Origin of the sequence: uncultured Methylovirgula sp., assembly GCF_947646745.1 — a bacterium.
Classification (GTDB): domain Bacteria; phylum Pseudomonadota; class Alphaproteobacteria; order Rhizobiales; family Beijerinckiaceae; genus Methylovirgula.
Genome location: NZ_CANSHK010000008.1, coordinates 81,906 through 87,905, shown reverse-complemented (window position 1 = coordinate 87,905; position 6,000 = coordinate 81,906). Strand labels below are relative to the sequence as shown.

The window sequence follows — 6,000 nt, the reverse complement described above, 5'->3', positions numbered from 1 at the left end:
GGCGCTCCGGGCCAAAGCCGCCCTGGGCGGCGGCCACGAGCAGCGCCGCTTCGGCAATGCTGAGCCGCTTCGGCTCCTTGCCGAAATAAGCGAGGCTCGCGGCGCGCACGCCCTCGATATTGCCGCCATAGGGCGCGAGGACGAGATAGAGATTGAGGATGACCGGTTTGGCATATTGCGATTCAAGCTGCAGCGCGCGCGCCATCTGGCGCACTTTCGCGGCGATCGATTTCTCCTTGCGCGGTTCGAGCAGCCGCGCGACCTGCATGGTCAATGTCGAGCCGCCTGAAATGATATGCCCGCGGGTCGCAAATTGCAGTGCGGCGCGGGCGAGCGCCTCGGCATCGACGCCGTGATGCGCGTAGAAGCGTTGATCCTCGTAGGCGAGGAGCATGGCGACGAAGCGCTGATCGACCTCTTGCGCGGTGACCGGCAGGCGCCAGCGCCCGTCCGTCATGGTGAAGGCGCGCAGCAATTTGCCGTCGCGATCGAGCACCACCGGCGAGGTGCGCTCGGCGACGGTCAGATCGAGCGGATTGAGGCTCGCGAAATAATCATCCCAAGCCCACGAAAGGCTGAAGCCTGCGATGAGCAGCGCGGCGCCGAAAAAGATCAGCCAGCGCCGCAGCTTCATTTCGCAGCCGAGATCGTGACCGCGCCGGTCTCGGTGCGGGCGTAGCGCTGCGGGCGATACATATCCTCGATCGTCGCCGCCGGCGCCACATAATGGCCGGGGGTGACGGCACGGACGATATAGGCGACGGCGAAGGTCGCCGCCGACTGGCCGTCGCGATCGAAGGCCGCAACGAAGCGGTCGTCGCGATATTCGGTATGGATCGGCTGCACGTCGCTCTTGACCCACGAGAGCGCATCGACATCGCCGCCGTCGTAAAGATCCGGATTGTCGATCTCGAGTCCCGCCGGCAAGGGATCGGAAAGGACGAGGTGCGAATAGGCGGCGGCGCTTTCGGTCACTTTCAGGGTGATGACGAGGCGGTCGTTCTGCTTGATCTTCGTCGGATCGATCGGGGTCCCATCGAGCGAATAATAGCCGCGCTCGATCGTGTAGCCCTGCCCCGCCGCCGGCTCCGGCACGATCGGATTGCCGGTGGTCGTCAAGGCCAGATTGACCGGCTGCGAGCCCTGATTGGCGAGTTTGACCGGCGCGGCGGCCAGGCTCGCAGCGAGCCAGGTCCGATAAAACGCGCCGCTATGCGTCGTGCCGTCGATGCCAAGCGAGATCGACGCGTCGCGCGCCGCAAGCGCTTCGGCGGCAAGCGCCATCCAGGATTCTTCCTGCGTGCTGGTGTAGCTGATGGCGTCACGGGCATTTTCGACGACCTGCACCGCTTGATTGATCTGCGCACTGTCGGCCCCGCCTTCGACCGCGAGCGTCAGGAGGCCCGCGCCGTCGCGCAGGCGGGAGCCGAAATCGGTACGCGCGAGCGCGTCGTCGTCGTTGACGTGCTGGAGCGTTGCGCTCGCCGCCGCGAAGACTTTTTCCGCCCGGCCGCGGTCGCCAAGCAGAGCGAGCGCTGCGGCGATCTGCGCCCGCGCCAGCGGCGTCCGAAAGACGGCAAGCTGCGTATCGGCGAGATAGCGTAAATCCTCCATCACCGGCCTGCCGTTGCGGGCGAGGACATAGATCGCATAAGCGAGCGCCGGCGCCTGCCCGGCTTCGACCTCGCTGGTATTGGCGACATAATTGCGCAGACGATCGAGCGCTTGTTCAAAGGCCGGCTGCGGCACGTCGTAATTTTCCTCGCGCGCCCGCGTCAGAAAATCGGTGACAAAAGCATCAAGCCAGGAATCGTCGGCACTGTCCGCCGACCACAGCCCGAAGGCGCCGCTCGAATCCTGCCGCGCCAGTAGGAGCGAAATGGCGCGATTGACGCGATCGGCGATGCCGACGTCGAAGGCGAGCGCCTGCGGGTCGGCGAGCTTGCTGACGTAAAGCAGCGGCATGGTGCGGCTGACGAGCTGCTCCGAACATTCGAACGGATAATCGGCGAGCGATTGCAGAATCCCCGCCGCATTGATGCCGGAGAGACTGGCCACGGCGGCAGAGACGCGGCCGGTGCCGGGCAGGAATTCCGCGGTCACATCCTTCGTCACGAGGAAGGAGCCGCCCGGCGCCAGCTGCCGGACGATACGGCGATAGATATTCGGCGTCCCCGCCTCGACATTGAGCGCGAGAGTGCGTTCGGTGGAGAACTTCGGGCCGTGCATCTTCAAGACGATGCTTGCCTCGCCGATGCCGGCGCCGACGATCGGCACGGACAATGATGTGCGCTGGCCTGCTCCGAGCCGCAGTGCACCATGGGCGTGCCCTGCCACAGTCACCGGCCCGCCGGCCGTGACATCGTAGGCATAGAGCCCGGGCGCGCCTTCGACGTTATCGATCTGCAGATAGAGCTGCGAATGATCCTTGAAGGCGAGGAAACGCGGCAGTGTCGGCTGCACCACGACAGGATCGCGGACGATGATATCGGCGCTGGCGCTGCCGACCTTCTTCGCCGTCCAGGCGATCGCCGCAAGCCGCATCGGGCCATTGAAGGGCGGCAGATCGAAGCCCACCTGCGCCGTGCCGTCCGGTCCGACCTTCACCACGCCGGAGAAGAGCGCGAGCGGCGCCTCGGTCGGCTTGTTGCCTTGAAACTCGCCGCCCGCATCGCCGCCGGAGCGGATCGCGCCGGGCGTGCCGAGCATGCCATCGATGAGGAAGCCATAGAGATCGCGAATTTCCGATGCGAGCGTGCGCTGGCCATAGAAATAATTGCTCGGGTCCGGCGTCTGATAATGCGTCAGGTTAAGAATGCCGACATCGACGGCGGCCAGCGTGACATAGGCCTCTTCGCCCGGGGCGAGGCCCGCGAGCGTGATCGGCACGCTGATATGCTGATGCGGCCGCAGCTTGTCGGGCGTGCCGAAGGCGATACCGAGCTTGTGGCTCGCGGCGGCAACGCTGAACCAAGCGAGCCCGAGCGCCCGGCCGGGATTGCGCTGCGCCGCCTGATCGAGCGGCCGATGCGCAAAAGCGACCGCATAAGCGCCGGCGCCCCAATCGGCGCTGACCGGCACGCTGACGCTGTTGTCGCCCTTCTTCAGATCGACGAGCGACGAATAATTCAGTTGATCGTTGAGGATCGCGATCGTCGCCGTGCCGGCAAAGCGCGAGACGATCTTGATCTTCATCGCCTCGCCCGGCGCGTAATCCTTCTTATCGAGAGTCATCTGAAGCAGATCGGGCGCATCGGCCGTCGCCTCGCCCGACCAGCCGACGCCGAAGGTGACGCTGGTCGGCGCATCGTTCGGATCGGCGCTCGTCAGATCGAGGCGATAGTCGCCGAGTTCGACCGGCGCCGAAATCTTTCCGGCCTCATCCGCCGAGAGATCAAGCGTCCCCGTCGCGACGCGGCGCGAAGATTTTACCGTCTCGAAATCCCAATGGCCGTCCTGATTGTACCATTGGTAATCGGTCGTCAGCCGATAGAGCGACCAGGCGACGCCCTTGCGCGCGACGCGTGCCGCAGTCGCATTGATGGCGATGACATCGAAATTGGCGATATCGCCATCACCCAGCGAGGTAAAATCCTTCTTCACGCCGATAAGGCCGCCCTTCGGCAGGATCGGCAGTGTCAGGCTGCGCTCGACCGCGCGGCCGCCTGGCTCGCCGACGCGCAGAACGATCTTCGCTTCGAGCGGCTGCGTCGCTGCGGCATCGGGGATCGGCACGTCGATCGTGGCGTCGCCCTTTGCGTCCGTCGTCACGATCGTCGGCAAGTCCTTGCTGACGGCTTCGAAGCTCTGGTCCTGCAACCCCGCTTCGTAGCCTTGCAGAACCGGCAGCCCGTGGTTTCCCGCCGCCTCGACCGTCACCGCACCGCTGACATCGAGATCGGCGCCCGGCGCGCCGTAAAGATAGCGCGCATTGGTGTCGATTGTGGTCGTATCGCCGGCGCGCACCTGCGTCTCGGCCGGCTTCAACGTGAAATCGAGCCGTTCCGGCACATAATCTTCGACGAGGAAGGTCGTCTCGCCGACCGGCGCGCCCTTCGGATCGACATAGGCCTGCACACGCCAAGTGCCGCTCGCGCTCGACGGCAGCAGAGCGAGCCCATAGCTGCGCCCGCCGGCGCCCTGATCCGCAATCAGCACGCGTTTGTATTCGACGCCATCCGGGCGCCTGGCGACGAGCGTCAGCGGCACGCCTTCCTTTGCGACGCCTTTGGCATCGCGCAGCAGCGCGGTGACATAGACGGTCTCGCCCGAACGATAGACGCCGCGCTCGGTGAAGACCTGCGCATCGAGCGACTGCGTCACATCGCGGCCGGCGACGCCGCGGTCGGTGAGATCAAACGCGCTCTGCTGCATATTAAGAAAGCCGTAATCGCCCTTGCCGTCCTCGGCGACGACGAGACCCGGCGCCAGGCCGCCGGTGCCGCGCGACAGCCCCGGCTCGAAACGCACGTAGCCGTTGGCATCGCTCGGCTTGACGGCAAGCACTTCGTTGTCGCGTGCGACGAGACGCAACGAAATGCCGGCAAGCGGCTTGGCCGTCGTCAGCGAACGGACGAAGACATGCAGTCCGTCGCGGCTCGAAAGAGCCGTGAGGCCGAGATCGGAGACAATGAACCATTGCGTCGCAACGTCGGCATCATCGTCCTGATCCGACGGCTTGAGCCCGTCGCCGGGCTTGGCCGTCATGATATAGACGCCGGCCTCCAGCGCGCCCACCGCTTCAAGGACAGGGAATGCGGTCGTCACATCCTTGTTGAGCACATTCGCGACATCGAGCGTGCCCTTCCAGATCTTGCGCGCATCGCTGTCCTTGAACTGCTGCAGCCGGTAGCTCGAAAGCTGCGAGAGGAAATCGCTCGAACTGATGACCGGCAGCAGGCTGCGGTCACCGACACGCAAAATTTGCACGGCGACTTTTTTTACGTTGACCGAGACAACCGGAATGCCTTGCTGGCCGACGCGCGGCAACACATAATTTTTGCCGGTGAAATGCACCTGCGGCGCGCGATCGCGCACGTAAATATTGTAGGTCGCAGTGCGCAGCAGCGCTTCGCCGACGGCTGACGGCAAGCCTTGGCGCAACGCGATCTTGTAGCGCATGCCGTGCTGCAGGCCGTCAACGCAAATCTGCTGATCGTCGGTCGAGACGGCCGGCCGGTCGATGCCGGCGACGCTGACATAAGAGGCAAAATCGATGCGCCCGGCGGCCAGAGATTCGGAGAATTGGAAGCAGGCGCGCGGCGAAGCCGAATCCTTGTCGACCTTATAGTCGAGAATGCGAAAGCCGTAAGTCTCGCGCTCTTTTTGATAGACGGCGCGGGTGGCGGCGTCCTCGGCGAGGCCGAGGCTGGCGCGATAGGCGTTGAGCGACGGGCGCCAGAGTTCGCGCTGGGCGAAGACAGTGCCAAGCTGCGTCAGCGCCGAAGCGGCTTGCGACTTGTCGGCTGCCTTGAGATAAGCGAGATAGGCGGCGGTCGTCGCCGCTTGCAGAATATCGTCCGTCTTGCCCGCGGCGATTTCAGCTTGCGAATAAGCGAGCCAAGCTGCCGAATCGTCGGGATTGATCGCGATCAAACCGGCGATCGCATGAAGCATGCTCTTTGAATCGCCTTTGGCCAAGGCAGCCGCTGCGGCTTGGCGCAAGGCGTCTGGCGCCTGATCTTTCAGATCATCGCCGTCCTGCGCGGCCTGGGCGGCGAGCCGCACCGCATCACTCGCAAGATCGGCATTTTTGTAATCGCTTTGCAGGGCGTGGGCACGGCCGCCCGCAAAAACCAGAACCAAACAAAACAGGGCGGCGATGGCGCGCATGATTGCTCCCCTTGGTTCCAGACTCCGAAGAGCGCCTAAAGCCGGAGCGTCGCGCCGATTCGCTCGGCCAGCGCAGCGCCCCGCTTGCTGCATCGCTTATCGATGCCAAAATAATGTGGTGATTTCGCAACGGACTGCGCGAATTGGCAAGAAGCAACCGCGCATCCC

General features: G+C 64.5%; 2 protein-coding genes. Both read right to left on the bottom strand.

Annotation, left to right across the window (positions count from 1 at the left end; all coding sequences use genetic code 11):
- The coding region (locus Q0025_RS03945) for a transglycosylase domain-containing protein (RefSeq protein WP_297296226.1) at positions 1-634 on the bottom strand (634 nt) is incomplete at its 3' end.
- Positions 631-5,832 (bottom strand): alpha-2-macroglobulin, encoded by a 5,202-nt coding sequence (locus tag Q0025_RS03940; RefSeq protein ID WP_297296224.1) that lies wholly within the window; start codon positions 5,830-5,832, stop codon positions 631-633. The genes Q0025_RS03945 and Q0025_RS03940, both read right to left, overlap by 4 nt.
- Positions 5,833-6,000 lie beyond the last annotated feature (168 nt).